Genomic DNA, 26782 nt, shown 5'->3' with positions numbered 1-26782 from the left:
TTCAGAACGTGAAGTAGTCCTCCCAAGAGGTGTGCGATTCGTCATCACCTACTACTTATATAAAAATTAATATCCGTGTTGCTCAAATACTTCTAATACTTTAGGGCTTAGTGTATCCCATTCTGCATCAAACTGTTTATTGACAGTGATGAAGTTTTGATATCCAAAAACATTATCAACTTCTTCAATTTTCATTAAATCGTTCATGATTGCATATTCACTTGTATCGCCGGGCATAACGGAAACACTGCTTGTACCTTCGAAGATTACTTTATCTGTTGTAAATTTCATTGCATTCGGGTTAGGTGTTGCTTCCACGCGGATTCCCATTTATATTCCTCCTCATCCTACATACTTATCTATATAGTATCAGAAAAGCTTATTTTTAAAAAGCAAAAAAATGATCTCCCATCGCATAATATGACGAGAGAAGATCATTTTTTTGGCAAACCCTTTTCATCTTAACGATGATCCAGCGATCGCATGAAACATTCCAGGTTATTGTAATTGGTTATGCTGTTTCAACTGTTGTTCAAGTTGTTGCAATTGATTTCGTTCTTCAGGCGTAGCATCTTGATATGCTGACTGGATCGCATTCTGTGCAGCCTGCTGATCCTGTTGGCTGGCTTGGCCTTGCATATTCATCATATTTGTTACGGCATCTCTGGCTCTTTCGAATAGGTTATTTTGCAATTAAAACCCTCCTACAGTATGATTATCAGCTTCACCTTGTTTGCGTTCCGCTTCAGCTAATGTGGAACGGTAGGTGAAAATCTCTGCGTGCTTTTTTACCGCAGTGGCACCTTGATGACTAAAACGCTTTGATTTACTCCGCTTGCCCAAGACGAAAACCTCCCTGGAGAATAAGAATTCCTCAAACAGTTGCTGAAGTAAAGCAAAACAAAAGTGAACGTGGGTTACGTTCACTAATAGTATGAAACAGATTTCTTTTTTTATTGCAGGTAACAAATGGTGATTATACCGTTTTTACCTTGATATTCAAATACTCCTCGAGGAAAATTCCAATGCCATCCTCCTGATTTGTAAGGGTTTGATGCTTGGAAATGGATTTAAGTTCACTGATTGCATTTCCCATTGCTACACCTACTCCGGCATAATCAATCATTTCAAGATCATTGTCCTCATCACCAAAAGCAATGACTCTATTCTGTGGAATGTTATAATAGTCAGCAATCTTCTTAAGTCCAACAGCTTTATTCATTCCTTTTTTAATTATCTCAATGATATTCCAAGGAGCTCCCCATTTACGGTGCTCGATGATTTCAGCATGAAAATCATTCAAATGACTTCTTAATTCGTGAATATGATCTTCTTTTGGATGGATAAGTACAGAGGTAGGGTCCTCTGTCAATTTTTGTTTCAAATCTCCAATAATGAAGGGAGGTTCATTTTTTGTCTGCTGGAAAATATCAATAATATCCCTGTCAAAAGTATCAAGGTATACGTCGTCCATGACTTCTGCAAGTATATTATTTACATTCAGTTCATAACAGGCGTCGATAATGGTATGTGCGGTTTTAACTGGCATTGGAGTATGCATGGCGAAATCCCATGTCCGATCACTTGGATGGTGAATTAATGCGCCATTGAAATTGACCATCGGTGTATTAAGTCCAAGTTCCTTATAATAGTCGATACTTGCCCGATGAGGTCTGCCAGTTGCAATTACTACAACATGTCCTTCCTTCATTGCAGTTAAAACGGTCTGCTTTGTCCGATTGCTAATTTCTTTATTATCTGTTAATAATGTACCGTCTAAATCTAATGCGATTAAATGTTTTTCATTTTTCATAAATTCACCCCATCTTTGTTTAGTTTATTAATTATTGTTGTATATGTAAAGCAATATATAACTACATTGTTTGCAGTCAGCCGACAAGACATTTAAAATAGAAGGTAACATGTACAGTTGAGGAGATGACTAACTGAATGATTGGAATATATAAGGAAAAAATACAGTCTATACCTTGCTTAATCATCTTAGATAATGATAAAAAAGATCAAGCCCTTCCTACAGTTACTTTTTATCATGGTTTCACTAGTGCGAAAGAACATAACCTGCCCTTAGCATATTTGTTAGCGGAGAAAGGTTACCGCGTGATTTTGCCGGACAGTATGTATCATGGTGAAAGAGAGCCGGACGTTCCCACGTTAAAAAAACAGATTTCCTTTTGGGAAATAGTGATGCAAAACGTACAAGAACTGCAAATGATTAAAAACTATCTCGATGAGAACCAATTACTTCTGGATGAACGATTTGCAGTGGCGGGAACCAGTATGGGAGGAATTACAACATCTGCAGCTCTTACACAGTACCCATGGATTAAAACTGCAGCAATCCTGATGGGTTCCCCAAAAATAACTACATTTGCTAAAACATTAGTCGAAAGCTTTAAGAAGATGGGTAATCTTCCTGTAACCGATGAAATGATTGAAAGCATGTATGAACGTCTGGAAGAAATGGATTTATCATTACAACCGGAAAAACTTCATGAGCGGCCTTTACTATTTTGGCATGGTGAAAATGATTCCGTTGTCCCATTTGATCATTCCTACACTTTTTTCGAAGAGGCAATAGAACTGTATACGAATAAAGAAAACATTCGCTTTATTAAAGAACCAAACACCGACCATAAAGTGACCCGCTATGCTGTACTTGAAACAGTAAAGTGGTTTGACACACATTTATAATAACTTATGTAAATTGAATACAAATTATTTAATAAAAGTATAATTTATGTTTAAATAGAAGTAGGACATGATAGGAGGTAAATAATATGGAAGAATCTCAAAAAGAATACCTGATGGGAGCCCTTGAAAATGTTATTGACCCCGAACTGGGGATTGATATTGTCAACCTGGGATTAATATATGATGTAGATTTGAACGATGAAGGAGTCTGTGATGTAACGATGACTCTTACAGCAATGGGATGTCCATTATCCGCTCATATTGAAGCAGATATTAAACATGCACTTGCTGATATTCCTGAAGTAAAAGAAACAAATGTAAATATAGTATGGAGTCCACCATGGGGCAAAGAAAGAATGTCTCGCTATGCAAAAATTGCATTAGGAATTCCGGATTGACCATTTAATCCAAAGCTTTTCTTAGAAGGGTGATTAACTTTTGAGAAAAGCTTTTTTGTTTGCTTACTAGAAGTAGTATAAAACATCTCTATCTGCATAAGTTCCTAATTATCTAGTTAACAACATGATTGAATCACTAACAAAAAGGCTACCTTCATTCCTAAGGCAGCCTTTAATGATATCTTACAGGAAGAAAATTACTAATAAACCAACTACCAAACAATAATAAGCGAAATATTTTAAGTTTCCTTTTGCCATGATATTCATGAACCATCTTAGTGCAAAGTAAGAAGCGATAAACGCTGTGATAAATGCAACTACATAAGGAATCCATAATGTACTGAATGACGGATCATTTACAATTGCAGGTATTTCAAGAATTGCAGTTCCAAGACTGACTGGAATATACAGAAGGAAAGAGAAACGAAGTGCTGTTTCCTGTCTCATTCCAACAAGCATCGATGCAACGATGGTTGCTCCAGATCTGCTGATACCTGGTGTAACTGCAATTGCTTGGGAAAACCCAACAATTAATGCATCTTTCATTGACAGATCACCATCATTTTTCTTACCACGAAGGTTACGAATCATCCATACAGCAGCTGCTGTGATCAGCAAAGTAACCCCGACTACATTCATCGCATTTTCATTGATAACTGCTCCAATAGCGTCCCCGAACAGTACACCAATGACTCCGACAGGGATGGTTGCAACAATCAGGTAGATGATGAATCGGAAATCGCTTTTTGCGGCTTCTTCTTTTTTAGTGATGTAGAGCCAACCATTTTTTATTAAACGGATAATATCCTCTCGATAAATAACCAATATGGCAAGTAACGATGCAAAATTGACGAATATTTCAAAGGATAGTCCCGGCGTATCTATCCCAAAAAGTTCTCTGAAAATCATAATATGACCACTGGAAGAAATCGGAATTGGTTCTGTGACCCCTTGTACTAGCCCTAATATAAAGTATTGTATGATTGTCCATAATTCACTTAAGAAATCCATTGTATTCTCTCCTTAATTCTTTTACTCTCTACATCCATATACGTTGCAATAACGTCGTATTGTCAGCTTAAATCTGTATAACCAAAAATCAACAGGAAGCAAAAATGTTAGTAAATCACTTTTAGTGGTTTATGTCCCACTTAAAAAGTTCGTGAACTTGATAAAGTTTAGGAGGGGGATGAAAAAATTCTAATGATTGGGTTCTTCCTTTGTTAACGGATTAACGAACAATTTACCCCCAAAGTGAAAATTCGCATTATCCGCTATACAAGTCACCAACCTATAGCCCACTGAATAGGCTGATGGTGAGGAGGGTGAGAAAAATGAATCATGATACAAAACATATGTATGAACTTTGTAAAAACCATATGCATTCTTATGTTCTTGCACAAACGACAGATGGTGAGCAATTTGATGGAATTATTACAGGATTGGATGATGAGTACGTTTATTTTGCTGTGCCTTTGGATAGCCCCGAATCGGGTGAACAGGATTATGGTGATATGAGGGCTTTCGGTTATCCCGGCTACGGTTATCCAGGTTACGGCTTTCCTGGCTATGGTTATCCGCCCTTTGGCAGACCACGCCGCCGATTCCGACGATTGGTACTTCCCCTGGCGGCACTCGCAGCATTAAGTATTCTGCCTTGGTATTAAAAATGAAAACCCTTGCCATCTTTGCTGAAAAGGCAAGGGTTTTTCTTTAATTATTTTTTTCTGGTTTCAAAATGACTTCGCCCGTAATGATCGCTGTTAATGTGAAGAGAACAGCAAGCACCAATGCGTCTCCCATTACGAAAGGTTCGCCAGCCATACTTGTTAAAACGTAGGATATTGCTGAAGCTATTAATACTGACCAGATAAATGTCATTATGTAACGCATGTCAAAACACCTCACCTTTTTATTTCTATTATAACTGATTGAAAATGAATACTTGTCTCATTTAATTGTAACATTATTTTCTTGTCAGAACGATTCTTATCTACCCATCTTTACTATCTTACCAAAATCTTTTTAGAATTAAAAGGCATGTCATAAAATAAAAAATGTAAATGAAGGAGAATTCTAAATGTCTGTTCTCGTTGTTAATTGTAACCAATGGCTAGGTTACCATGTTGTAAATGTACTCCTCGAAAATGACTATAACGTTCGAGGAATAGCCGGAAATGAAAAAGGACATTCTCAAGATAACGAAAGTATGCTGATGGAGGATGACCTCAGTTTATTCTTTGGAAGAAACAGTTCCTTTACAATGATCGCTCCGGATGAAAATAAAACATATGATATTGGAATTATAGCAGGTGATTATGAGCATAAACTAAATCAAAAGGTAGGAAAGCTGTTCGTCATTAATCCCAGAACAGAGCAAATCAGATTGATAAAACACGGTAGTTGTACAATAATTAAGGTTCCTTTACTTTTTGGTGAATGGATGCCTATGAACGAGGAAGGAATTTTCCTATTAAATGAATTTATTCCTTTTACTTCAGATTATTTCAAAGAAACAGCAGTTTATGCAGGAGATTTCGTGAGAGCACTCATACAATGGCTAGAGATTCCGGCATTACCATCCGTTTTACATGTTTATTCCAGTAAATATGAACGAAATACAGACACAATACTTGATAAAGCAATCTATCTACGGGACAATATGCCTATAAGTGAGAAAGTGAAATCTGTAGTGAACCATTATCGTTCATTTAGAAAGCTTAATAATTGACACAAACTTTTAAGAAGTCCATTATTTACCAATAATTATTATACAGTTAAAATAGGAGAGAGGCAGTTTTGATATTGCAGAATGGAGTGTCTACCATGAAGAAAATCATCAACGTACTATTATATACAACACTTATATTTATTCTCTCTGGTTGTTCTTATTTTGAAACAGGTCAAATTCAGAATGCAGGTTTATTGATTGACACTTCCATTGATGATAGCGCCTGGAGTAAAAAAGGATATAAAGGATTACTTCAAATTGAGAAAGAACTTGAAATAGAGGTTTTTTATAAAGAAGAAGTCGTTACCAAAGCGGACATAAACAATGCGGTTGCAGAGCTTGTGCAGGATGGTGTCAATCTAATTTTTGGCCACAGCAATATGTACGGAAGCCATTTTATGGAAATAGCAGATTTATACCCTGATGTTCACTTTGTATATTTTAATGGAGGGAACTATGCCGAAAATGTTACAAGCTTAAATTTCAGTGCACATGCCATGGGATTTTTTGCGGGAATGGTAGCAGGTGAAATGACTACGACAGATTCAGTTGGTATTATTGCAGCATATTTATGGCAACCTGAAATTGAAGGATTTTTTGAAGGAGCTAAATATCAGAATCCAAGTGCTGAAATTGAATTCGATTATATGAGTAATTGGAATGATACAGACACTGCTTTGAATATTTATGACTCGATGCGTCAACGAGAAGTAGACGTTATTTATCCAATTGGTGATACGTTCAGTGATGCCATCCTAAAAAAGGCTGAAGAAGACGGGATTTATTCTATCGGATATATATCCGATCAGCTGGATATGGCGCCGAAAACAGTTCTGACAAGCACGATTCAGCATGTGGACAAGCTGTACACATACACAGCCGAACAGTTTAATGATAATAATTTAGAAGGATCTATCATGACTTTTGATTTTCAGGAAGGTTATATTTCACTAGGTGAATTTAATGACAGTGTTCCAGAATCGTTCCAACAAGAGATGGCAGGACACGTTGAAAAATATATTGAAACAGGATTACTCCCTAATGAAAGGTAAATATCGGATTGGAAATAATCAATTCCTCTTGCTAAATAAATAAATTTACATTAAAATTAGTACCAAGTCATAATAATTGATAATAACGATTGATATATAAGGGAGCGATCAAACATGGGTGTTGGTATATTAGGTACAGGTCATTACCTTCCGACAAATGTAGTTACAAATAAAGATTTGGAAAAAATCGTAGACACTAACGATGAATGGATAAGAACAAGAACTGGTATTGAAGAAAGAAGATTAGCAACGGATGATATCAATACTTCGGATATGGCCTATCATGCAACGCTTGGTGCACTTGAGGAGGCAAATGTGGACGCAGCTGATATTGATTTAATTTTAGTGGCCACGGTGACTCCCGATACGCCTTTTCCATCTGTAGCTTGCATGGTGCAGGAACGTATTGGCGCAACAAAAGCTGCAGCAATGGATATAAGTGCAGCATGTTCAGGCTTTATGTACGGATTGGTTACAGCAAAACAATTTATCGAAACAGGTGCCTACAAAAAAATTCTTGTCGTTGGTTCCGAAAAACTGTCTAAAATCACAAACTGGGAAGATAGAGGTACATGTGTCCTTCTAGGTGATGGTGCTGGTGCTGCAGTAGTTGGTGAAGTAGCAGAAGGTAAAGGGATTTTATCATTTGAATTAGGTGCAAACGGTACTGGTGGCAAGGATTTATACCAAAACGAGGATAATCATCTAGTGATGAATGGTCGTGAAGTATATAAATTTGCAGTTAGACAAATGCCGGAATCAACGGTTAATGTCATCGAGGAAATAGGATACAGCAAGGAAGATGTTGATTATCTTGTTCCGCATCAGGCTAATATTCGAATCATGGAAGCTGCACGTCAGCGTCTCGGTATCTCAGAGGATAAAATGGCAACCACGATTAAAAAGTATGGTAACAATTCTTCAGCATCGATACCTATGGCTTTGTCAGAGTCAGTAAAAGAAGGTAAAATAAAAGATAACGATTTAATCGTTTTGGTAGGTTTTGGCGGTGGCCTTACATGGGGCGCAGTTGCTATGCGCTGGGGAAGATAAGTCATTTAGTTGCGGAAGGAGGAAAAATAGATGGAAAAGAGAAGAGTAGTCATTACGGGATTAGGTGCTATAACGCCTTTAGGTAATGATGTAAATACAATGTGGGAAAATCTCTTAGCCGGAAAGTCCGGAATTGATTTTGTAACAAAAGTTGATAAAGATAATTATCCAGCCAAAGTAGCCGCAGAGGTGAAAGACTTCGATCCAACCCATTTTATGGACAAAAAAGATGCTCGTAAAATGGACCCTTTTACGCAATACGCGGTAGCTGCATCTAAAATGGCTGTTGAAGATGCTAAGCTTACGATTGACGACAGCAATGCACATCGTGTGGGGGTATGGATAGGCTCAGGTATTGGTGGAATGAAGACATGGGAAGAACAGCATACTAAGCTATTGGAAAAAGGTCCTAAAAGGGTCAGCCCTTTCTTTGTACCGATGATGATACCGGACATGGCTGCCGGTCAAGTATCCATTCAACTAGGTGCAAAAGGGATTAATTCATGTACGGTAACAGCTTGTGCATCTGGTGCCAATTCAATTGGTGATGCATACAAAGCAGTTGAACGTGGAGATGTTGATTATATTATTGCAGGAGGAACGGAGGCCCCGATTTCTGATATGGCTTTCGCGGGATTCTCTTCGGCAAAGGCATTATCAACGAATAATGATCCAAGCAAAGCATGTCGTCCATTTGATGAAAATAGAGATGGATTTGTAATGGGTGAGGGTGCTGGAATTTTGATTCTGGAAAATTTAGATTCTGCACTGGAACGCGGAGCACATATTTACGGTGAAATAGCCGGATATGGTGCAACAGGTGACGCTTATCATATTACAGCTCCGGCCGAAAATGGGGAGGGAGCAGCACGCGCTATGCAACATGCGCTTAAAGATGCAGGAATCTCTCCAGAGGAAGTCGATTATATTAATGCACACGGTACAAGTACAGAACTCAATGATAAATATGAAACCGCAGCAATTAAAACAGTTTTCGGTGACCATGCCAAAAAACTGGCAGTATCTTCTACAAAGTCGATGACTGGACATTTGCTGGGAGCTGCAGGTGGTTTAGAGGCAGTCATTTCGATCAAGGCAATTAAGGATGGCGTCATCCCTGCAACTACCAATTATGAAACTCCTGACCCAGACTGTGATTTGGACTATGTTCCAAATGAAGCAAGAAAGCAGGATGTAAATGTGGTCGTCAGCAATTCACTTGGTTTCGGTGGTCATAATGTAGCACTTGTATTTAAGAAATATCAATAACAACATAGAAGCTGCTCAGCTAATTGCTGAGCAGCTTTTTATATGGATGGGGAAATTTTCTCTACTACCTGCATACGTGTAATTAAGAAAATTATCAACCAAAATCAAGCCTTCGCACCTGAATAATCAATTTTCCTGACATTCTTTCCGCAGGCCAATCATAAAATATATAAAGTAAGTGGACAAGCACAAATGAGGGGATCTTAAATGGGCCATGTGTTTTTATTTTTAATCGGATTTGGACTAGCTGTTACAGGTGGAGTTACGATTATTGCCTATATGAACTTCCTGCCTGCAGGCTTGTCCTGGCATGATTACTTTATATTTATAAGCGGACGGTTGGAATGTTATTTTTTCCCATTGGGTATTTTAATTATGGGTGCCATCTTACATCGTTATCAGAATTAAATTTCATACAACTTCTCGAATATTTTTCTCCGTGATGGTCATAATGTATTCTAAATCGGAAAATGAAAAGTGAGGGTTGTTTATGTTATATTTACACGATGTTTGGGTGAATTGGTTTGAAGGTGAAGAGAATGGCTACAGTGTTTGTCATTTCCATGAGTGGAGAAAAGAAGACAGCATAGAGCTAATGGATCAAGTGCCTTTATTATACATAACAGAAACACTATACAACTACATTGAGAATGATATGCATGATCTTCCGAGAGCTTTGCTTGATTCGATATATAAACGGGCCTACACACGCAAGGGGCAAAAAAGATCTGTTGTGGAATATGCTTGTATTGTTACGGATGGAAATGATATTCTCGCAATTGATACGATCGGCTACTCAATCCCTATACGAAAAAGCAGATTAATCCCACGTCAGGAGCAGCTTGTATTTGACATGATAGAGAATACAAAAGCCCAATCCTTTAAATTTGATGACAGTGAATATCAAAAAGAATATCATATGCTATCCATGCCTCCAGAATTTGTGTTCGGACTTACAAGGAAGGAAAGGCAACTGAAGCAATTGCTCATGATAGGACTTGATCAACTGAAAACAACGAATAATAGGGAAGAATTGCGCTACTGGCTAACAGAGTGGGATCCCAAGCAATATCCTGCAATTCGATATATGGACGAAGATAGAGTGTGGGAAACGTTATATAATGGAGTGAAAGCGGGCTGGAGTGAAGCTCATGAAGATTTATGCGCAAAACTAGTACGCGGTCAACCTTTTTTGGAAAAGATGTGGGAAGCAGAGATTGGGCCGGAGCATAATACATCGAATCAGAAATGAGAAGTTGGAAATACCGAAGTTCACAGAGAAAATGCTGAAGTTCACATGAAAAATGCCGAAGTTTATGTCAAACAGGCCAAAGTTCACAAAGGAAATGCCGTTGTTCACAAATACAGGCGGAAATCACTTAGCTGATCAACCTCATTTTGACTGAAAAGGCTCTTAATCAAATAGCACGATTCAAATAGAAATGCGCCTGAACGATACCGTCTGGCGCATTTCGTTGTATACCTTTATTTTTTTACTCTGCCAAGGCCCATCGCTTTTTTCGCTTTAGCAACCGTTTTGTTGGCAGTAAAGGAAGCTTTTTCTGCACCTTGATCCAAAATATGATCTAGTTCTTCCGAGTTAATCAGCTCTGCATATTTATCCTGAATTGGTTTTAGAACGCTGATGACAGCATCGGCGACACCTTGCTTGAACTCACCATAACCTTTTCCTTCATATTTGTCTTCAAGAGACTTGATCGATTCTCCCGTACAGCTGGAATAAATCGTAAGCAGATTTGAAACACCTGGTTTATTTTGCTTGTCGTACTTTACAATTCCGTCTGAATCGGTCACGGCACTTTTAATCTTCTTTTCAATTTTCTTTGGTTCGTCAAGCATGGAAATGAACCCTTTTTCATTTTCATCTGACTTACTCATTTTCTTCGTTGGTTCCTGCAGAGACATAATACGTGCTCCGACTTTTGGTATACGTATCTCTGGGACTGTAAAGATATCATTAAAGCGGTTATTGAAGCGCTGTGCGAGATCTCTTGTTAATTCAAGATGCTGTTTCTGGTCATCCCCGACTGGTACGACGTTTGTATTATATAGCAAAATATCAGCAGCCATAAGGGAAGGATAGGTCAATAGAGCAGATGATACAGCATCTTTTCCTTCCGATTTATCTTTGTACTGTGTCATCCGCTCCAACTCACCGACATAGCTGATTGATTGTAGCATCCAGCCTAGCTGGGTATGTGCAGGTACTTCTGACTGTACAAAAAGGGTAGAGGCTTTTGGGTCGATCCCAGAAGCAAGATATAATGCCGCAAGTGAGCGGATGTTATTTCTTAATTTAAGACGTTCCTGGGGTACTGTAATCGCATGCTCATCGACGATACAGAAGTAACAGTCATAATCCTTCTGCACTTCAACAAACTGCTGGATTGCTCCAAGGTAATTCCCGATGGTTAACGTACCACTGGGCTGAATTCCGGAAAAAATTGTTTCCATGTCTTTTCACTCCATTTTATATAAATAATTTTAAACATTAAAAAAAGCCCATTCTTCCTCATACAAAGGGACGAATGAACCGCGGTGCCACCCTAATTACCCTGCAAATGCTGCAGAATCACTTTAATCGTTAATTAGCTCGAAAGTCCAATTCCTTTTTACCTTGATGCTTGTTTCCACTAACCACAAGCTCTCTAAAAATCAGTGGGCAAAAAGTACTATATCTTTGTCATTGCTAATGATATTGATTTTTTATTATTATATATAGTCTTTTAGGGAAATGCAAGGAGGACACCTATTATATCCAGTACATCAACAAAAAAAGTTCTATTGTCGAATTTGGATAGATAAGCTAGGAGTGATTGAAAGGAACTATTTTTAATCTAACTATTTATCCAACACATAACGGGCAGTATGTCTCCTACTTCAAGACTATGAGACAAAGTCAAAGACGATAAATGGGGGATGAAATAAAACCTCCACTGAAGGCGTTTCACTTTATGACTGAATAGTAAGATGTAGAAGCAAATAATACATGGTAAAATAATAGTACCAATACCGTGTGAAGAAAGGAGAAATGAGATGAATCAATTTGGTGATGATTCTGTGTCAGTGGAAGAGTATTTTCAAATACGTGAAAGCTCTGATGCATTACTTGAATATATAGACGGATTTGTTTATATGTCACCTTCACCATCGACGAAGCATCAACGTATATCCAGTAGGCTACAGATTAAATTTGGGAATTTTCTTGAAGGGACGTCTTGTGAGGTGTTTTCTGCACCGTACGATATTGAATTGGAAGACGATACAATTGAAGGTACAAAAATTGTTATCCCAGATATTAGCATCATTTGTGATAAAAGTGGTTTTACCGATGCTAGATATGTTGGTGTTCCAAAACTCGTTGTTGAAATATTAAGCCCTTCGAATCAATCGCATGACTTGATTACAAAACTTAATCTCTATATGAGTTATGGCGTAAAGGAATATTGGATTGTTAATCCCATGCTGAATACGGTAACGGTATATGCCTTAAATGATGAGAAAATGTATGAACAATATGACATGAAAACAGATACAGGAGAAATAACTTCTAAAGTCTTTGACGGTTTTCGTATTGATTTAAAGCATATTTTTGAGGAATGATTTTAGCAATTTCTAAACGTGTAAATACCAACTTAAAAAGCGGGATAATCACCTGCTTTTTGAGTTTATTATAATCTATTTTTATGTCCGGTGTCGCACTCTATATCTACTGTTATACTGAAAAACATCAACACTGACGAAAAGAGCTATTACTTCATATATAAATTAATAAAGGGACAAGTTTTTGACTCTGGTTACTTTTTACCATTTAAATAATGAAGTTTTTCCTTTATACTTAGATTATTAACTAACGGGAGATTGATTATATGCAAAAATGGCAGCACATGGTGATCGCACTCATAGGAATTTTCCTTCTCGTTACACTTTTACCAGTATACTCAAGTGGGGAAGAAACAAAAACAGCAAACTTACATAAAGAAAGACAAACGAATATTGAACTTATTGAACCTTTAACTTACATGGCACGTTTTACATATGATTCAGGTTATGATTTTGAATATCCTGACGCAGTAAGAGGGATTTATGTTACGGGAAACTCAGCTGGTTCGAGTCGCTGGGAAACACTTCTTGAGCTTGTCGATAGTACCGATTTAAACGCAATGGTAATAGATGTTAAGGAGGATCATGGACACTTGACATTCAACCCGGAAGAAGGTTCTCCGTATGAAGAGATTGCAACGAGTTTTATATCTGACCCAAAAGGGATGATGGATACGCTTGAAGAAAAGCAAATCTATCCGATTGCTAGAGTGGTAGTATTTAAGGATTCCGTACTTGCTGAAAACAGGCCGGATTTATCTTTTACGCAAAATGGCGAAGTATGGCTAAACAATAAAGGGGAAGCGTTTGTGAACCCTTTTGAAAAGGAAGTATGGGAATACAATGTCGAAATAGCCAAGATGGCAGCTGAAATGGGATTCCAGGAAATCCAGTTCGATTATGTGCGTTTTCCTGAAGGATTTGAAACAAAAGACGAAGAACTGGACTATTCACAAGGTGACTATAAAGATCTCGACATATCCAATGTGAAGAAGCGGGTCGAAGCTGTTACAAACTTTGTGGAATATGCAAGAGAAGAATTATCGCCTTATGGTGTCGATGTCTCCGTAGATATCTTTGGATACGCTGCAACGATTGAGGAGACACCAGGAATTGGCCAAAACTTTTCGAGAATAGCGGACAATGTCGATGTTATTTCTTCTATGATTTATCCGAGCCACTGGACATCGTATTTTGGTATTGAAAAACCTGATGAGCATCCATATGAATTGGTTACGGAATATGCAAAAGTTGAGAATGCGGTATTGGGAGCACTCGATATTCCACCAGTATCCAGACCATGGCTTCAGGATTTTGAAGCTCCGTGGTTATATAGTGGACCGACCAAACAATACGGCAAGGCTGAGATCGAAGCGCAAATTAGGGCCCTGTATGAAAATGGTATCGATGAGTTTTTGCTCTGGAATGCGGGCAACACCTATACTGAAAATGTTGATTATATGATTGGAAAGTAACGTATAGTTCTGGAATAAACTGCACCCGAATTGGTAAATATCTAATTTGGGTGCAGTTTTTTGTCGTCTATACCTTATTTAACAAATGAACGTTTTTTCGTTATACTTAAAAAAATGAATGCAAAGAGGAGCAGAAAAATGAATTGGTATGAGAAATTGAATGAGTATTTTCCAGTTGAAGAAATGAAATCGAAAAAACATATTGATATACTGCTTGATGAAAAAGGCGATGTCTATTTTAAAGATGAAAGTCCAAACCATGTCTTAATGTACGCTGAGTTTGATACGTTTTTATTTATTGATTATCTTTGGGTATCATCCGAAACAAGAGGACAGGGAATCGGGCATCAATTAATTGAAAAACTAAAGTCTAAAGAGAAGCCAATTATTTTGGAAGTAGAACCTGTTGATTATGAAGATACAGATACTGAAAAAAGACTCCATTTTTATCATCGGGAAGGCTTTACACACGCAAAAGCCATTGGATATAATCGCCGCTCTTTGGCTACAAATGAAAAGACCCCTATGGAAATATTATATTGGTCACCAAGTGATGATTCGGAAGAAGTGATTTTCGAACAGATGAAAAAAATGTATGTTGATATTCATACATATAAAGATACAGAAATATATGGTAAATCTTATCAGCCGGCAGATGAGGTATTAAGCTATGATGAAAATCGCGAGTCGGAAAACATTCTTGAAGGTTTAAACAAGCCTAAAACGGAAAAAGCATAAAAATAACTTGTCAGCAGTTATGCTGACTAAGTAAAATCACGAAACTTATCGTTGTCAGAAAAAGAAATAAAATTGTAGTAGCGCAACGTGTCAAAAAGTCTTCAACAGAAATAAAAACTAAATTGATATTTTTTTCAATTAGAAGGTTTAATTGAAATTGAAGTGGGGTATGTTATGTAATAAATGCGGATAACAGTTAAAAAACATTATTAATTACCTTATATTTCTTGAATATCCTCTACCTTTTGGTTGACAATTGTAGTATAATTATACATATAGGTAATTTAAACTTATTTTAATTTAATAAGTGAAATAATGTTCTCTATTATCAACATAACATACTTAAAAATGAGGAGTGAAGTTTCATGGTAACACTTTATACCTCACCAAGTTGTACTTCTTGCAGGAAAGCAAAAGCATGGCTGGAAGAGCATGACATACCGTTTACAGAGCGTAATATCTTCTCGGAACCACTGACACTTGATGAAATTAAAGAAATATTGCGCATGACTGAAGATGGCACGGATGAGATTATTTCCACGCGTTCAAAAGTATTCCAAAAGCTGGATGTAAATATCGAACAATTGCCGATGAAAGATCTATTCAATTTGATCCAAAAAAATCCTGGATTATTGAGACGACCAATTATATTGGATGAAAAACGTCTGCAGGTTGGATATAACGAAGATGAGATTCGCAGATTTTTGCCGAGAACTGTCCGTACTTTTCAGTTGCGTGAAGCACAAAGGATGGTTAACTAGTCCTTTTTGAAAACGTATATAACATTTATATATTGAAGACGCACGTTCCTTTTGGAACTGCGTCTTTTGCTTTGACAGGTAAAAAATAAATTTGCCTGTCTACAGAAGTGTAACAAAGTCATTCGTCCAGCGACTTAATCATTTGCTTTCGTTTTCTAAACTTCTACGCCCAATCTGTCAGATTTTAAAATAAAACAGTTTGTCTAAATTAATGGTGACAAAACTGTAAAAATAGTTTAAAATATCATACTAACTATCCTATTTGTTTCCTTGGAATTCAGCAGTTTTTTTAATTGCTTTTTATAGGCATATTAATTTCCAAGATGCAGTAAACTATCATACAATAGTAGTAAGTATACGAGTAGAGATGGTTAAAGTTGTAATTTAAAGGGTAATAAAATTTATATGCAGACAGAACGTTCATGATTATAATTAATGGTGAAGTTGTCTCTTCCATTTAAACTGTTTTTCCTTAAAAGTGACCTCAGGGAGATTCTCTAGAAGGATGAAACAGCTACTATTTTTTTTAATCTGAAGGGAGAGAAAGAAATGGAAATAGAAAGAATTAATGAAAATACAATAAAATTTTATATTTCTTATATTGATATTGAAGATCTTGGGTTTGAACGTGAAGAAATCTGGTACAACCGCGAACGTAGTGAACAGCTTTTTTGGCAAATGATGGAGGAAGTAAATTATAAAGAAGACTTTAGTCCTGATGGGCCATTATGGATTCAGGTTCAGGCTATGGAAAAAGGGCTTGAAATAGTAGTTACGAAAGCGAAAGTTTCCAAAAATGGACAAAATCTGGAACTGGAAACAGAAGAAGGTAATAGTCTTGAGCTTCCAGTTGACGAGAAAATTGAAAGTTTACTTGAGGACAAATTCGGCAAAAATGTTAGTTCAATCCGTTCAGAGGAAGAAACGGATGATTTGATTGATGAGAACTTATGGATTATTGTGGAATTTGATGATTTTGAAGATTTAATCCAATTAAGTCATTATTTCAGCGAATTGGCCGATTTTGGCGAAGAAACGCTTTACCATTATAACGACACGTACTATTTGTATATGGAATTTTCTCACGATGTGCTTGATGATCAGAAGCAGGAAGACGTAATCAGCCAGGTACTCGAATTTGCCAACGATTCGGATATTTCGGTACATCTGTTGGATGAGTATGGTAAGAAAATCTTTGAAACAGATACATTTTCACAAGTGAGATCCTATTTCCCTGTTGAAGTGTAGGCATTCTAAAAAAAGAATGTCTCTTTTTTTTGTATATAAGTACTTGCATACGTGCAGTTAAGGCATTTGCTTAGAATTTTTGGCGAATGTCAAGATTTCTAAGCAGGATTTTACCCATCTTTGTCGAATTATAACCGGAGAAAGAGGTGGTTTTATGCTGCAGGCAAAAAATAAAAATGGAAGTGTTCTTACACTTGCTTCATTGAAACGTGAAGCTATTGAAAAAATAAGAGGGGAAGGGGAGACGTTTTATTGTCCGGTTTGTGAAAATCCTGTCATTATGAAAGCAGGAAATAAAATGGTACCGCATTTTGCCCATCAATCCAGTTCAGATTGCCCCTCACGTGAAGGGGGAGAAGGAATTTATCACGAGCAGGGTAAACTTTTGCTATACCATTGGTTCAAGAAATATAAAATGGAAGTCACATTAGAAGCCTATTTGTCAGAAATCCAGCAGCGGCCGGACATTCTGCTATCCGTAAACAGTAAGAAAATTGCCGTTGAATTTCAATGTGCACGCATATCAACAGAAGAAATAAGGCAGCGTAATGAAGGATATAAAGCGGCTGGAATTTTCCCAATCTGGATCGTCGGCGCCAATAATTTTACGCGTTACGGTGCAAATAGTTTCAGGATTGACCAATTTACATGTCAGTTCATCCATCAACACACTTCTGAATCACCGCAAATCGTATACTACTTTCATCCCCACACTTCACAAATTGCCATTATCAGTCATATTTTGATAGCCAGAAATTCAAAAGCTATTGGTAAAATAAATGTTAAAGCACTTGAACAGATGAAGTTCCAGGAAATGTTTCAACTGAATTTCTTCTCCCAAAAGGAAATGTTAGATCAGTGGATAAAAGAGAAACGGAATTTTAGATTAAGGCCAGTAAAGAGGTTGTATGGAAATGAATTGACCTGGCGCAAATGGCTATACGATAAAGGCTTTCATACGCAGAACCTTCCATCCGTAATTTTCCTTCCGGTAAACTCCCAGCATCGAATGAAAACTCCCTTATGGAACTGGCAAAGTAAGATTTGTATGGAAATAATCGATCCAGTACCGATCGGTGGAACCTTCAGTATCCAAAACTGTAAACACATTTTTAAAAATCAAATTTTAAAACCTTCGCTATTTCCGCTCATTTCATCCATTGAAAATCCGATCGATCAATATCTTCATCTATTAGAACAATTGAATTACATCCAGAAAATTTCCGCAACGACTTTTAAAAAAATCCAGCACTTACAACGATATAAAACTATAGAAGAAGCAATGAATGGCGATCAATTACTTTTACAACAATTATTTTCCCATAACTTGGACAAAATACGAGCATGAATCAATCATGTTTCGTTATACTAACTAATATACGGCTTTTTGAAGGTATTTTTAAGAAAGTCTAGAAATAATAGTATATAGAGTGCTAAAGGAGGAATTATGCATGGCCAAATCTACAAAAGAATTGCCTAAGCGCAGTGAAGTACCATTAGATTCTACATGGAGACTAGAAGATATCTTTACAACAGATGAACAATGGCAGGCAGAATTAAAAGAATTACAACAAGAAATTCCAAAAGTAGAGCAATACAAAGGGAAATTGTCCGAATCTGCTGATACATTATATGATTTGCTTAAACTGCAGGATGCGCTATCTGAACGCCTTGGCAAATTATATACATATTCGCACATGCGGTATGACCAGGATACAACCAATTCATTTTATCAAGGAATGAATTCACAGGCAGAAACTGTCCTTACATTTGCATCAAGTGCAATGAGCTATATTGTACCTGAAGTGCTTAAAATGGATGAGGAAAAAATTAATCGTTTTTTGGAAGAAAAAGAAGAACTGAAATTATACAAAAAAGTATTGGATGAAATCAATCGTCAACGTCCACATGTTTTGAGTGAAAGGGAAGAGGCTTTACTAGCGGAAGCTTCAGAACCTATGTCGAGTTCAGCTACAACATTTGGCATGCTGAATAACGCGGACCTGACTTTTCCGGCAATCAAAAATGAGGACGGGGAAGAGGTGGATGTTACACATGGTAGATATTCCACATTCCTGGAGTCAAAAGATCGCCGCGTAAGAGAAGATGCCTTCAAAGCGGTATATGATACGTATGGGAAATTTAAAAATACCTTTGCATCAACATTGAGTGGGAATGTAAAAACGCATAATTTCTCAGCGAAGATCAGAAATTATGAATCTGCCCGCCAATCGGCATTGGATAATAATAATATTCCGGAGCAGGTATACGATAATCTGGTGGAAGCTGTTCATGAAAAATTACCGCTGCTCCATCGTTATACAGAGTTGCGTAAAAAAGTATTGGGTGTTGATGAACTTCATATGTATGATCTGTATACCCCACTTGTAAAAGACGTGGAAATGAAGGTTTCCTATGAGCAGGCAAAAGACTATGTTTTAAATGGACTAAATCCATTGGGTAGCGATTATGCAGCCATCCTGAAAGAAGGCTTTGAAAACCGCTGGATCGATGTGGAAGAGAATAAAGGTAAACGCAGTGGCGCATATTCCTCTGGAGCATATGGCACAAACCCTTATATTTTGATGAACTGGCAGGATGATGTAAACAATACATTTACCCTTGCCCATGAATTAGGTCACTCCGTTCATAGCTATTTAACAAGAAAGAACCAGCCGTATCGATATGGGAATTATTCGATCTTTGTAGCTGAGGTTGCCTCCACGACAAATGAAGCCTTGCTGAATGATTATCTGTTGAAAAATCTTGAAGATGAGAAGCAAAAGCTATATATTTTGAATCATTTTCTCGAAGGATTCCGTGGAACTGTTTTCCGTCAGACCATGTTTGCTGAATTTGAACATGATATACATGTAAGAGCACAAAATGGGGAAGCATTGACTGCAGATAAACTGACTGAAATTTACTATGAGCTTAATAAAAAATATTATGGTGAAGCAGTTGTTTCCGATGAAGAAATCGGTTTGGAATGGGCGAGAATCCCTCACTTTTATTACAATTACTATGTATATCAATATGCAACAGGATATTCTGCTGCAACGGCCCTTGCAAGCAATATTCTAGAAGGCACAGATGGATCGGTCGATCGCTATCTTGATTTCCTTAAAGCAGGAAGCAGTGATTATCCAATTGAAGTACTGAAAAAAGCAGGCGTTGATATGACATCCAAACAACCAATATTGGATGCACTTGATGTATTTGAAGAAAAACTGAATGAAATGGAGAAATTGCTGTTAGGTTAAGAAGGTAGGGTGAGTTATTGCATCTGAATCAATTTTAACAGTTAAAAATAGGGGAGCCAGCTCATTGTAGCCGGTTCCCCTATCTTGATCTTCTGTAAACGTTTCGATGTGACATGGAGTACAAAGTTAGATAAATCGATAAGAAAAATAAAGGCAATGTGAAATAAAGCGGAATGAGGTTCATAAGTCCAAGTAAGTTCAGGAAGAAAGCAAAAACAGACAAAAACAAAAAGAATACAGGAAAAAAATCGCGCAATGAAACCCCTCCCTATCTATAGATAGATAATATGCTTTCAAAAATCAATCAGGCTACAGTTTTCAATTGGAGATTTCCGCAAGACGTCCCTTAATGGACCCCCGCGCTTTTGTTCTTAGACTTATCCACATTCCGCTCTTTAGATGTATATGTTAATAAAATGTGTAATAGAAGTGAACTTTTTGTGAATGTATGCACATAACTGTTGAAAAAGAAAACACTTCTTGCTATTATAAGAATGTAAGTTAAATACAAACAAATACCCCTTTTGTTTGATCATGAAACTTTCTCCCATCCCCCTTTGTATATATACAAAGACGGAATAAGGATATACGCTGCCCCGTATATCCTTTATTTTTTTGCTTTTTTTAGCAAGTTCCTGTTAGCTAATGGACTCACGGAATTAGGAAGTCCGGATTCAGCGCTTTTGTTCTCAAGAAAAAAAAGCCCTATAACAAGGCTTTCTAAAATTAGCTAATATATTTCCAGAAAGAGCCGTATTTTGCAGGGATTCTTTCGACGACTTGTCTGAACTGAAGTTTTTTCATTTCTTTTTCGGTCTTGGACAGCGACCAGTCATACACAACGGAGATCTCCTTGGAACCAACAACGCCATAATACTCCATGAAGTACTCCAAAGGTGGTTTTACAGACGGTATGGGGGTGCGCTGCAGCATCTCTATTAAAACAAGTTCATAAATATCATACGGATAAAGTCCTGAAATCTTAATGCCTTCTTCTTCGATAACTTGATTAAAAAATACAATGGTTGGAATATAGTCCACTTCCATTTCCCTTGTTAATTTCAAGTCACATTGGAATGCTTTTTGTGCGGAAGCAGAAAAGAGATCTTTTTCAAATTCCTCAATATCCAGGTTGGCTTCCTTAGCACATTGGATGAGTACTACTTCATTTGAGATATCCTGCTTTTTCAAGAATAAGTTCTCCTGTAGTTTACGATAAAAGAGCTTTCCAGCTTTTTTCCCCTGAAGTTCGGCAGCTTTGATGGCCAGCGATGCAATCCAAGGATATGTGACAGGATTGTCTTCCCATAAATCTCCATCACAGCTCATTCCGGTCCGTTTTGCAGTTTTCTCCCAAATCTCTTTTAATCTTCTCGGTTTATCAAAAGTATCTGAATTTAATGAAGTTAAGTGTCCGCTGACAATTTGGCGAATCGTGAAGAACCTCCCATATTCAACAGACAGCTTTTTAAGATAAGGTTCCAGCGACCAGCACTCTGCACAAAGTGGGTCGATAAATACATATATCTCTATCGGTTTTTGGACATAATCAAAATAGCTATAATTGGCCGATGTGTTTGTGTGATTAGAGCTTGTCAGCCCAGTTTGATTCCAACTCACATCGAATTCTCCTTTCTCTTATTCCGGCGTGTTCATCATGTGGTTTGCAGTAAGGGTCAATTTTTCAAAAATAGCTGTACGATATGGTTCTTTGATTTCTGCTTCGTCTAATGCCTCTGCCATACATGCAAGCCAGGCGTCTCTTCTTGAAGGTGTGATTTCAAATGGCAAATGCCGCCTTCTCATCATTGGATGGCCCCGCTCTTCTTCATAAAGTCTTGGACCCCCGAAAAATTGTGTTAAGAAAAGACTTTGTTTCCTGGCGGTTTCCGTTAAATCTTCTGGGAAAATGGGAATTAATTTAGGATGCTTTGCTACTCGTTTATAAAAGGCATTCACTAACGTTTCGATTGTTTCGAATCCGCCAATGGCTTCGTAAATGTTGCGCTGTTGAATCTGCTCCATAACAACTCTCCTTAGTAAATAAGAGGGTATGACAATTTGGCTATCGTTTTATCCTGCTGAAACAGCGTCTTCCAGCAATCAGGAACGTCTAGGCTTCCTGTAACCTTTGTTCGATAAGACAAGCGGCTCAAATGCGAAGGGCGAATAGGAACAGCTCTTGCGCATAACACGGGCAATCTCTATGGAGGCATGTTTTATTCCCTCCAAAGCATAAGATTCTCGGTGGCTAACACCTCGTTCATCTTAATCTTGGTAGATGTTCGGTTAACATCATCGCGCTTGTACGGCAACATTCGAACCATTTTCACCCCTAACCCGCGTATTCGTTTTATTTCATTTTGTTTTGTCTTTGTATATATTCTAGCAACGGATGATTGGATGAGCAACAAAATTGATTTAGGAATAGTTAAATATACCTATTTTCCAATAGAATGGAAAAATCTTTCAATCTTGTTTGGCGTATTTTTTTTCTCAATAGCATGTTGTTCAAGAACTTGCTGAAATATTCGGATTCCACTTTCCTTTGACGTAGCTTCCAGTTCGAATTCATAGTCTTCCATTTCAAGATACGTACTGTAATCAAGCACAAGCAAGACATCGTGGTAGGCGATTTCTCTTCTTAATGTTGTCAGATTTCCACAATATTGGAGTTTTTCAAGTTGCATATTTTTTTTCAGTAACTGTTTTTCTGTATGTTCTTTCGGAATGATATTTCCTTCAAGCCAGCTTTTAGCCTCTTGATCTGTCAGCCAATCGTGCGTTTCAAGCAGTCCCTCTGGATGCGGTTCTTTCAATGTTAATTGAAATTTTCCATCTTTTTCTCTTATTCGAAGTGCACAACCAAAACGTTTCAGTGCGAAATCCTCTGTTTCAAAGTAGTGATTGATTTGCTTTTTTCCTTCTTCTGGAAAGGGGAGGCTGTGAAGTAACCGCTCGTATTCCTCCTTCGTCAATAAGTTCTTATATTCAATTTCTATTTCCTGTGTCATGAATTATGTCCCCCAGTATTAAATAAGTAGGTAGATTTATTATGGCTAAAGAATAACGTCAATGCAAAGATTAGCCATTTTCAGTCTGTATGGTAAAATAGATATGGCTATTATTTGAAATAATGTAAGGGTGATTTTAATGAATTGGGAAGCTATCCTTGCTCCTTATAAACAGGTTATCGAGGAATTAAAAGTAAAACTTAAAGGAATGCGGTCACAATTTGAACATGAAGAAAGTCATTCTCCGATTGAATTTGTGACGGCGCGAGTCAAGCCGGTTCCCAGTATTCTCGAAAAGGCGGAATTAAGAAACATCCCCCTTCAGGATATCGAAAAAGAGATTCAGGATATTGCAGGTGTTCGTGTTGTTTGTCAATTCGTGGATGATATATATACAATCGTTAACATGCTGAGAAGCCGCAATGATTTTAAAATTGTGGAAGAAAAAGATTATATCGCAAATAAGAAAGACAGTGGGTATCGTTCTTACCATATGATTATAGAATATCCAGTGGAAACGATTCATGGTCAAAAGATGGTTCTCGCAGAAATTCAAATCCGTACACTGGCCATGAACTTTTGGGCTACCAATGAGCATTCCTTAAACTATAAATATGAAAGCAATTTGCCAAAAGAGGTACAATCCAGATTACAGCGTGCAGCAGAGGCTGCATTTAAGCTGGATGAAGAAATGTCCAAGATCAGAAGTGAAATACAGGAAGCACAGCGGATTTTTCATCGGAAATAGATAACACATAGGACAATTGGAAGAGAAACGCCATATAAGGGGAGATTATAGATGAAATTTAAAATTGTATCAAAAGGTGATGAACGTTCTAATAAGCTTAAAGCAACGATAAAGCAGTACTTGTCTGATTTTGATTTGGAATATGATAAAATTGAACCAGATCTAGTTATATCTGTCGGTGGAGATGGAACATTTTTGGAGGCTTTTCACAGATATTCGCATCGTTTGGAATCAACAGCTTTTATTGGCGTACATACAGGACATTTAGGTTTCTATACCGACTGGACGCCTGACGAGGTGGAAAAATTAATTATCGAAATCGCAAAAACCCCTTACCAGACAGTGGAATATCCTTTGCTGGAAGTGATCATCCGTGGAAAAACTGGCGGAAAAGAAGATCGCTTTCTCGCCTTGAATGAAGCAATGATTAAGACCGCTGATGGTTCTTCCGTTGTTTTTGATGTAGAGATCAAAGGCGAGCATTTTGAAACATTCCGGGGAGATGGTATCTGCATTTCTACACCATCGGGAAGTACGGCCTATAATAAGGCGCTGGGCGGAGCAATTCTCCACCCATCTCTGGAAGCAATTCAAATAACGGAAAACGCATCCATCAATAATCGCATCTTCCGTACAATTGGTTCTCCGTTAATTTTGCCAAAACACCATACATGCTTTCTAAAGCCGATGGTAAATAGCAGTTTTTTGATTCAAATCGACCATTTCACAAAAAATTACCAAAATGTAAAATCGATTCAATGCCGCGTGGCAAAAGAAAGAATCCGTTTCGCAAGGTTCAGGCAGTTTCCTTTCTGGAACAGGGTACGTGACTCATTTGTATCGGATGATGTTAATTAGATTGCGAGGCTGAAATAGAATGAAGTGGATAATCGAAAAGCAACATCACGGAATGATTATCCGGGATTATTTGCAAACAATTCAACGGTTTTCCAGACGAATTATCATCGCTATAAAACACGACGGTGGTAACATTAAGGTGAATGGCTTAACGAAAACGGTCCGATACGAATTAGCTCAAGGGGATATTTTAGAAATTGATTTTCCGAAAGAAAAAGTGAGTCAGGCATTGAAACCTGAAAAACTAAATTTGAATATCGTTTATGAAGATGACGCTGTTATGGTGCTTAATAAACCTGCCCGTATGGCTGTAATGCCATCACCGAATCATTTGTCAGGAACGATGGCCAATGGACTGCTCGGTTATTATCAGGAACAGAACAGAAATGATTTTACAGTGCATGTTGTGACAAGGCTGGATTCGGATACTTCCGGACTGGTTCTTATCGCAAAAGACAGGTACAGCCATTCGCTGCTTTCTGCTCAACAGCAATCAGGCAATGTGAAACGTAAGTATATGGCAATTGTCCAAGGTATTCTTGAAAACGAAGCGGCAACGATTGATGCCCCTATTGCCCGGGCACCACACTCGATTATTGAACGGGAAGTAAATGAGAAAGGGAAACAGGCGATTACCCACTATAAAAAAGTAAAAAATCTCGTTGACCATACGCTAGTGGAAGTTGAATTGGAAACAGGCAGAACACATCAAATCAGGGTCCATTTTTCTCATCTGGGCCATCCGCTGGCAGGAGACGATCTGTATGGCGGATCATTACAGATAATTGGAAGACAAGCCTTGCATTGCTGCCTCGTAAGCTTCGAACATCCGATTACAAAGCAAAACATCCAGCTGCAATCCAATCTTCCGCAAGACATGGAACACATGGCAACAAGGTTAAATCTTAATTGAAGGCTTTAAATTTTTCTTCAAGCAGTGGCTGTTTTGATGGGACGGCCACTGTTTTTTCTTCCGGTAAACGGTATGCAGTTAATTTATTTCCGAAAACACATCCCGTATCAATATTAATCGTTCTATTGATGATTCTTGGTTCTTTTACAGGTGTATGCCCATAGACGATTAATGTTTGACCGTAATAATCTTTTGCCCAGTCTCTGCGAATGGGCCTTCCATCAGGATGAAACTCACCAGAGATATCTCCATACAATACAAAAGTTTCCGCTTTTTTATCCGTACGGCCGATGAGACTTTCCTTGATGCCAGCATGTGCTACGATAACGTTCAATTCAGGGAGTTCGAGATAAAGAGGTGCATGCTCATAAAGTGTTATAAATTGTTTGCGGATAAGCTTCTGCTGCCGATTATTAAGAGCGCGGTATTCCGCAGCGGTAGTTTCAAGCCCGTGTTTTTCCTGAACTTGATTGCCAAGGAAAAACCGATATAACTTATTACAGTGATTTCCCGGGACATAATGTGCCTTTTGCTGTTCCACGACCATTTGGTAAACAAGTTTAATCACAGCTAATGAGTCAGGGCCACGGTCTGTGATGTCCCCTACAAACACCGGGATTCTTCCTTCAGGATGAAGATAGCTATCGTTTTGGAAAACATATCCCAATTTTAAAAAGAGTGCATGCAGCTCATCCATACAGCCATGAACGTCTCCTATTACATCAATTTTCATAAAAAAACCCCTTTTAATAGTTGCATTATTAGAAAATAGTATTTATCATAATTCAGTTAGAGGATCACAGAATAACCTTTTCTCCTCTATATGGTTATTCTTATCCAGTTTACAGGATATTATTTTATATTGGTAGTTGAGAAAGCAGCAAAACGTTCTTACTACTTACGTGGGAAAGGTTTGGTGTCTATG

Annotated in this window: 31 protein-coding genes and 1 other annotated feature; of the genes, 19 read left to right on the top strand and 12 right to left on the bottom strand. The window is 37.6% G+C overall.

Annotation, left to right across the window (positions count from 1 at the left end; genetic code table 11):
* Positions 1-66 precede the first annotated feature (66 nt).
* The 4 genes from MN204_RS05850 to MN204_RS05835 form a co-directional block, all read right to left on the bottom strand.
* Positions 67-330: a NifU N-terminal domain-containing protein gene (locus tag MN204_RS05850; RefSeq protein ID WP_249870135.1), complete on the bottom strand. Its 264-nt coding sequence runs from the start codon at positions 328-330 to the stop codon at positions 67-69.
* 168 nt (positions 331-498) lie between these two features.
* Positions 499-693: a DUF3813 family protein gene (locus MN204_RS05845; protein WP_249870134.1), complete on the bottom strand. Its 195-nt coding sequence runs from the start codon at positions 691-693 to the stop codon at positions 499-501.
* Positions 694-843 (bottom strand): hypothetical protein, encoded by a 150-nt coding sequence (locus MN204_RS05840; protein WP_249870133.1) that lies wholly within the window; start codon positions 841-843, stop codon positions 694-696. It abuts the gene before it with no gap.
* Positions 844-976: 133 nt separating this feature from the next.
* Positions 977-1813 carry a Cof-type HAD-IIB family hydrolase gene (locus MN204_RS05835; protein ID WP_249870132.1) on the bottom strand — a complete coding sequence of 279 codons (837 nt, stop codon included), beginning with the start codon at positions 1811-1813 and terminating at the stop codon, positions 977-979.
* A gap of 137 nt (positions 1814-1950) precedes the next feature.
* Here MN204_RS05835 and yjfP point away from each other — a divergent pair, with 137 nt between their 5' ends.
* Both yjfP and MN204_RS05825 read left to right on the top strand, forming a co-directional pair.
* The gene (gene yjfP, locus MN204_RS05830) at positions 1951-2712 is read left to right on the top strand and encodes an esterase (protein ID WP_249870131.1); all 762 of its coding nucleotides are present in this window, start codon (positions 1951-1953) and stop codon (positions 2710-2712) included.
* Between the two features lie 86 nt (positions 2713-2798).
* Positions 2799-3110 carry a metal-sulfur cluster assembly factor gene (locus MN204_RS05825; RefSeq protein ID WP_249870130.1) on the top strand — a complete coding sequence of 104 codons (312 nt, stop codon included), beginning with the start codon at positions 2799-2801 and terminating at the stop codon, positions 3108-3110.
* Positions 3111-3293: 183 nt separating this feature from the next.
* On the opposite strand, the gene MN204_RS05820 is transcribed toward MN204_RS05825, so the two are convergent.
* Positions 3294-4121, bottom strand: coding sequence for an undecaprenyl-diphosphate phosphatase (locus MN204_RS05820; RefSeq protein ID WP_249870129.1), 828 nt, complete (start codon positions 4119-4121; stop codon positions 3294-3296).
* 323 nt (positions 4122-4444) lie between these two features.
* Here MN204_RS05820 and MN204_RS05815 point away from each other — a divergent pair, with 323 nt between their 5' ends.
* Entirely contained in the window at positions 4445-4777 is a 333-nt protein-coding gene (locus MN204_RS05815) for a hypothetical protein (RefSeq protein ID WP_249870128.1), read from the top strand.
* A 46-nt stretch (positions 4778-4823) separates the two neighbouring features.
* Here the strand turns inward: MN204_RS05815 and MN204_RS05810 are convergent, their stop codons facing one another.
* Positions 4824-5003 (bottom strand): DUF2929 family protein, encoded by a 180-nt coding sequence (locus tag MN204_RS05810; protein WP_249870127.1) that lies wholly within the window; start codon positions 5001-5003, stop codon positions 4824-4826.
* 187 nt (positions 5004-5190) lie between these two features.
* Between MN204_RS05810 and MN204_RS05805 the strand changes: the two genes are divergently transcribed.
* From MN204_RS05805 to MN204_RS05780, 6 genes are all read left to right on the top strand, one after another.
* Positions 5191-5841 (top strand): hypothetical protein, encoded by a 651-nt coding sequence (locus tag MN204_RS05805; RefSeq protein ID WP_249870126.1) that lies wholly within the window; start codon positions 5191-5193, stop codon positions 5839-5841.
* A gap of 95 nt (positions 5842-5936) precedes the next feature.
* Positions 5937-6893 (top strand): BMP family ABC transporter substrate-binding protein, encoded by a 957-nt coding sequence (locus tag MN204_RS05800; protein WP_249870125.1) that lies wholly within the window; start codon positions 5937-5939, stop codon positions 6891-6893.
* 114 nt (positions 6894-7007) lie between these two features.
* Positions 7008-7946 carry a beta-ketoacyl-ACP synthase III gene (locus MN204_RS05795; protein WP_249870124.1) on the top strand — a complete coding sequence of 313 codons (939 nt, stop codon included), beginning with the start codon at positions 7008-7010 and terminating at the stop codon, positions 7944-7946.
* Positions 7947-7976: 30 nt separating this feature from the next.
* Positions 7977-9215 carry a beta-ketoacyl-ACP synthase II gene (fabF, locus tag MN204_RS05790; protein WP_249870123.1) on the top strand — a complete coding sequence of 413 codons (1239 nt, stop codon included), beginning with the start codon at positions 7977-7979 and terminating at the stop codon, positions 9213-9215.
* A gap of 207 nt (positions 9216-9422) precedes the next feature.
* On the top strand, positions 9423-9623 hold the full coding sequence (locus MN204_RS05785; protein WP_249870122.1) for a YuzI family membrane protein: 201 nt from the start codon (positions 9423-9425) through the stop codon (positions 9621-9623).
* Between the two features lie 82 nt (positions 9624-9705).
* Positions 9706-10467, top strand: coding sequence for a YjbA family protein (locus MN204_RS05780; protein ID WP_249870121.1), 762 nt, complete (start codon positions 9706-9708; stop codon positions 10465-10467).
* 233 nt (positions 10468-10700) lie between these two features.
* Here MN204_RS05780 and trpS read toward each other — a convergent pair whose 3' ends face one another.
* Positions 10701-11690: a tryptophan--tRNA ligase gene (trpS, locus tag MN204_RS05775; RefSeq protein ID WP_249870120.1), complete on the bottom strand. Its 990-nt coding sequence runs from the start codon at positions 11688-11690 to the stop codon at positions 10701-10703.
* Positions 11691-11753: 63 nt separating this feature from the next.
* Positions 11754-11932: a binding site (T-box leader), on the bottom strand.
* A gap of 340 nt (positions 11933-12272) precedes the next feature.
* On the opposite strand from trpS, the gene MN204_RS05770 reads away from it, so the two are divergent.
* The 7 genes from MN204_RS05770 (at position 12273) to pepF (ending at position 20324) form a co-directional block, all read left to right on the top strand.
* Positions 12273-12839, top strand: coding sequence for a Uma2 family endonuclease (locus MN204_RS05770; RefSeq protein WP_249870119.1), 567 nt, complete (start codon positions 12273-12275; stop codon positions 12837-12839).
* Positions 12840-13105: 266 nt separating this feature from the next.
* Positions 13106-14314: a putative glycoside hydrolase gene (locus tag MN204_RS05765; RefSeq protein WP_249870118.1), complete on the top strand. Its 1209-nt coding sequence runs from the start codon at positions 13106-13108 to the stop codon at positions 14312-14314.
* Between the two features lie 138 nt (positions 14315-14452).
* Entirely contained in the window at positions 14453-15052 is a 600-nt protein-coding gene (locus tag MN204_RS05760) for a GNAT family N-acetyltransferase (protein WP_249870117.1), read from the top strand.
* Positions 15053-15417: 365 nt separating this feature from the next.
* A complete protein-coding gene (spxA, locus tag MN204_RS05755; RefSeq protein ID WP_249870116.1) occupies positions 15418-15813 on the top strand; it encodes a transcriptional regulator SpxA in 396 nt (131 codons plus the stop codon).
* 549 nt (positions 15814-16362) lie between these two features.
* The gene (gene mecA / locus MN204_RS05750) at positions 16363-17061 is read left to right on the top strand and encodes an adaptor protein MecA (RefSeq protein ID WP_249870115.1); all 699 of its coding nucleotides are present in this window, start codon (positions 16363-16365) and stop codon (positions 17059-17061) included.
* Between the two features lie 154 nt (positions 17062-17215).
* On the top strand, positions 17216-18409 hold the full coding sequence (locus MN204_RS05745) for a competence protein CoiA (RefSeq protein WP_249870114.1): 1194 nt from the start codon (positions 17216-17218) through the stop codon (positions 18407-18409).
* Positions 18410-18512: 103 nt separating this feature from the next.
* The gene (gene pepF / locus MN204_RS05740; RefSeq protein ID WP_249870113.1) at positions 18513-20324 is read left to right on the top strand and encodes an oligoendopeptidase F; all 1812 of its coding nucleotides are present in this window, start codon (positions 18513-18515) and stop codon (positions 20322-20324) included.
* 79 nt (positions 20325-20403) lie between these two features.
* Here the strand turns inward: pepF and MN204_RS21765 are convergent, their stop codons facing one another.
* The 4 genes from MN204_RS21765 to MN204_RS05725 form a co-directional block, all read right to left on the bottom strand.
* Positions 20404-20547 (bottom strand): hypothetical protein, encoded by a 144-nt coding sequence (locus MN204_RS21765; protein WP_498043938.1) that lies wholly within the window; start codon positions 20545-20547, stop codon positions 20404-20406.
* Positions 20548-21050: 503 nt separating this feature from the next.
* On the bottom strand, positions 21051-21944 hold the full coding sequence (locus tag MN204_RS05735; RefSeq protein ID WP_368858646.1) for a ClpXP adapter SpxH family protein: 894 nt from the start codon (positions 21942-21944) through the stop codon (positions 21051-21053).
* A gap of 18 nt (positions 21945-21962) precedes the next feature.
* On the bottom strand, positions 21963-22349 hold the full coding sequence (locus MN204_RS05730) for a globin domain-containing protein (protein WP_249870112.1): 387 nt from the start codon (positions 22347-22349) through the stop codon (positions 21963-21965).
* Positions 22350-22765: 416 nt separating this feature from the next.
* Positions 22766-23338: a CYTH domain-containing protein gene (locus MN204_RS05725; protein ID WP_249870111.1), complete on the bottom strand. Its 573-nt coding sequence runs from the start codon at positions 23336-23338 to the stop codon at positions 22766-22768.
* 139 nt (positions 23339-23477) lie between these two features.
* Between MN204_RS05725 and yjbM the strand changes: the two genes are divergently transcribed.
* The 3 genes from yjbM to MN204_RS05710 are packed head-to-tail and all read left to right on the top strand — an operon-like array spanning position 23478 to position 25857.
* On the top strand, positions 23478-24086 hold the full coding sequence (gene yjbM, locus MN204_RS05720) for a GTP diphosphokinase (protein ID WP_249870110.1): 609 nt from the start codon (positions 23478-23480) through the stop codon (positions 24084-24086).
* A gap of 51 nt (positions 24087-24137) precedes the next feature.
* Positions 24138-24944, top strand: a complete 807-nt coding sequence (locus MN204_RS05715; RefSeq protein ID WP_249870109.1) for an NAD kinase — start codon at positions 24138-24140, stop codon at positions 24942-24944.
* 19 nt (positions 24945-24963) lie between these two features.
* Positions 24964-25857, top strand: a complete 894-nt coding sequence (locus tag MN204_RS05710; RefSeq protein WP_249870108.1) for an RluA family pseudouridine synthase — start codon at positions 24964-24966, stop codon at positions 25855-25857.
* Here MN204_RS05710 and prpE read toward each other — a convergent pair.
* Positions 25850-26590, bottom strand: coding sequence for a bis(5'-nucleosyl)-tetraphosphatase PrpE (gene prpE / locus MN204_RS05705; protein WP_249870107.1), 741 nt, complete (start codon positions 26588-26590; stop codon positions 25850-25852). The genes MN204_RS05710 and prpE overlap by 8 nt on opposite strands.
* Between the last annotated feature and the right edge of the window lie 192 nt (positions 26591-26782).

Source organism: Oceanobacillus saliphilus (genome assembly GCF_023522835.1).
GTDB lineage: Bacteria > Bacillota > Bacilli > Bacillales > Amphibacillaceae > Oceanobacillus > Oceanobacillus saliphilus.
The sequence above is the reverse complement of the archived record's forward strand: the minus strand, read 5'-3'. Positions and strand labels throughout refer to the sequence as shown.